At 67.2% G+C, this 2,233-nt stretch carries 1 protein-coding gene and 2 pseudogenes; 1 reads left to right on the plus strand and 2 read right to left on the minus strand.

The annotated features are described in order from the left end of the window. A pseudogene (locus Q0W90_RS24355) lies at positions 1–489 on the plus strand (sorbosone dehydrogenase family protein); the annotation flags it as partial. An 89-nt stretch (positions 490–578) separates the two neighbouring features. Here the strand turns inward: Q0W90_RS24355 and gatB are convergent. Both gatB and Q0W90_RS24365 read right to left on the minus strand, forming a co-directional pair. Continuing rightward, entirely contained in the window at positions 579–2,090 is a 1,512-nt protein-coding gene (gene gatB / locus Q0W90_RS24360; protein ID WP_297593554.1) for an Asp-tRNA(Asn)/Glu-tRNA(Gln) amidotransferase subunit GatB, read from the minus strand. A gap of 10 nt (positions 2,091–2,100) precedes the next feature. Beyond that, positions 2,101–2,233: pseudogene (locus Q0W90_RS24365) on the minus strand (MinD/ParA family protein); the annotation flags it as partial.

The raw sequence follows: 2,233 nt of genomic DNA on the forward strand, positions 1-2,233 counted from the left end.
ATCGAGCAGCCGACCACCGTCAATCAGGCGCCGCCCACCACGGCGCTGTCCGGCGTGGGTTCGGGGGGCGGCCTGTGCATCGACCCGGTCGACGGCTCGCTGTATGTCGCCGACCGGACCCCGACGGCAGATCGGTTGCAGTGCATCACCAAAACCTCGGACGTCTCCACGGTGTGGACCTGGCCGGACAAACCCGGCGTGGCCGGATGCGCGGCAATGGACGGCACCGTGCTCGTCAACCTGATCAACAACAAGCTGACGGTTGCGGTCCGGCTGGCACCGACCACGGGCGCGGTCACCGGTGAACCCGACGTCGTCCGCAAGGACACCCACGCGCACGCCTGGGCGCTGCGCATGTCACCCGATGGAAACGTGTGGGGTGCAACCGTAAACAAGACGGCGGGTGACGCCGAGAAGCTTGACGACGTCGTGTTTCCGCTCTTCCCGCAGGGCGGCGGCTTCCCGCGCAACAGCGACGACAAGACCTAACGGCTGGTTCTGAATCCGCCGCGTGTGAAACTCACGACGTCGCATCAGCGTGTCGCGTCGCGGATTTCACGATCGGCGGCGGTCGGCGCCTAGCCCTGGCCGCAGGCGGCCAGGACCAGTTCGCGCACCCGCGCCGCATCGGCCTGGCCTCGGGTGGCCTTCATCACGGCCCCGACGATCGCACCCGCCGCAGCCACCTTCCCGCCCCGAATCTTTTCTGCCACATCGGGATTGGCGGCCAGCGCCTCGTCGACGGCGGCCTGGGTGACGGAGTCGTCACGCACCAGCGCCAGCCCACGCGCGGTCATGACCGCCTCGGGCTCACCCTCCCCGGCCAGCACACCCTCGACGACCTGGCGGGCCAATTTGGTGGACAGCTTGCCCTCGTCGACCAACGCCACCACCGCGGCGACCTGCGCGGGCGTGATGGCCAGCTCATCCAGCGCGACGTTGGCCTCGTTGGCCTTCTGCATCAAAAAGTTTCCCCACCAGGCACGCGCCTGTTCGCTGGACGCGCCCTGTTCGACGGTGGCAGTGACCAATTCGATCGCGCCGGCGTTGACCAGGTCGCGCATCACCTCGTCGGAGATTGCCCACTCTTCCTGAATGCGCTTGCGGCTCAGCCACGGCAGCTCGGGGATGGTCTGCCGCAGCCGCTCGACCAGCTCGCGGCTGGGCGCGACGGGTTCCAGATCGGGCTCGGGGAAGTAGCGGTAGTCCTCGGCGGTCTCTTTGACGCGCCCCGGGCTGGTGTAGCCCGCCTCGTGAAAGTGCCGGGTTTCCTGGATGATCTGGCCGCCCGAGGCCAGGACAGCGGCCTGGCGCTGCATTTCGTAACGCACGGCCACCTCAACGCTTTTCAGCGAGTTGACGTTCTTGGTTTCGGTGCGGGTTCCGAACTCGGCACTACCGGTCGGCTTCAGGGACACGTTGGCGTCACAGCGCATGGACCCCTGGTCCATCCGGACATCGGATACACCCAAGGCGCGCAACAGGTCCCGTAATGCCGTCACGTACGCCCGGGCGATCTGCGGGGCTCGGTCCCCGGTCCCGACGATGGGTTTGGTGACGATCTCGATCAGCGGTACACCGGCGCGGTTGTAGTCGATCAGCGACGTCGTCGCGCCGTGAATGCGGCCGGTCTCACTGCCGATGTGGGTGAGCTTGCCGGTGTCTTCCTCCATGTGCGCGCGCTCGATCTCGACCCGCCACGTGGTGCCGTCTTCCAGCGGGGCCTCGAGATAGCCGTTGATGGCGATGGGCTCGTCGTATTGCGAGATCTGGTAATTCTTCGGCTGGTCAGGGTAGAAGTAGTTCTTCCGGGCGAACCGGCCCCACGGCGCGATCTCGCAATTCAGCGCGAGCCCGATCCGGATGGCCGACTCCACCGCGGTCTGGTTGAGCACCGGCAGCGAGCCCGGCAGCCCCAGGCACACCGGGCACACCTGGGTGTTGGGCTCGGCGCCGAACGTGGTGGTGCAGCCGCAGAACATCTTGGTGACGGTGGACAGCTCGACGTGTACCTCGAGGCCGAGTACCGGATCAAAACGCGCGACGACGTCGTCGTAGTCCATCAGATCGGCGCTGGCGGCGACACTCATGGGCTCGATCCTAATGGTGATCGCGAGCGCGCTCCCCGCCCCGGCCCGGGAACATCCCCGCCAGCACGGCTGCCATCTCGAGGTAGCTGCGCCGGCTCTCCTTGCTCATTCGGTCCAGCGCGATCTGGCGGCCCTGGTGCACG

Source organism: Mycobacterium sp. (assembly GCF_025933915.1).
Taxonomy (GTDB): domain Bacteria; phylum Actinomycetota; class Actinomycetes; order Mycobacteriales; family Mycobacteriaceae; genus Mycobacterium.

Coding starts and splice junctions, on each gene's coding strand:
- gatB (WP_297593554.1), bottom strand. CDS start 2,090: ATGAGTGTCGCCGCCAGCGCCGATCTGATGGACTACGACGACGTCGTC.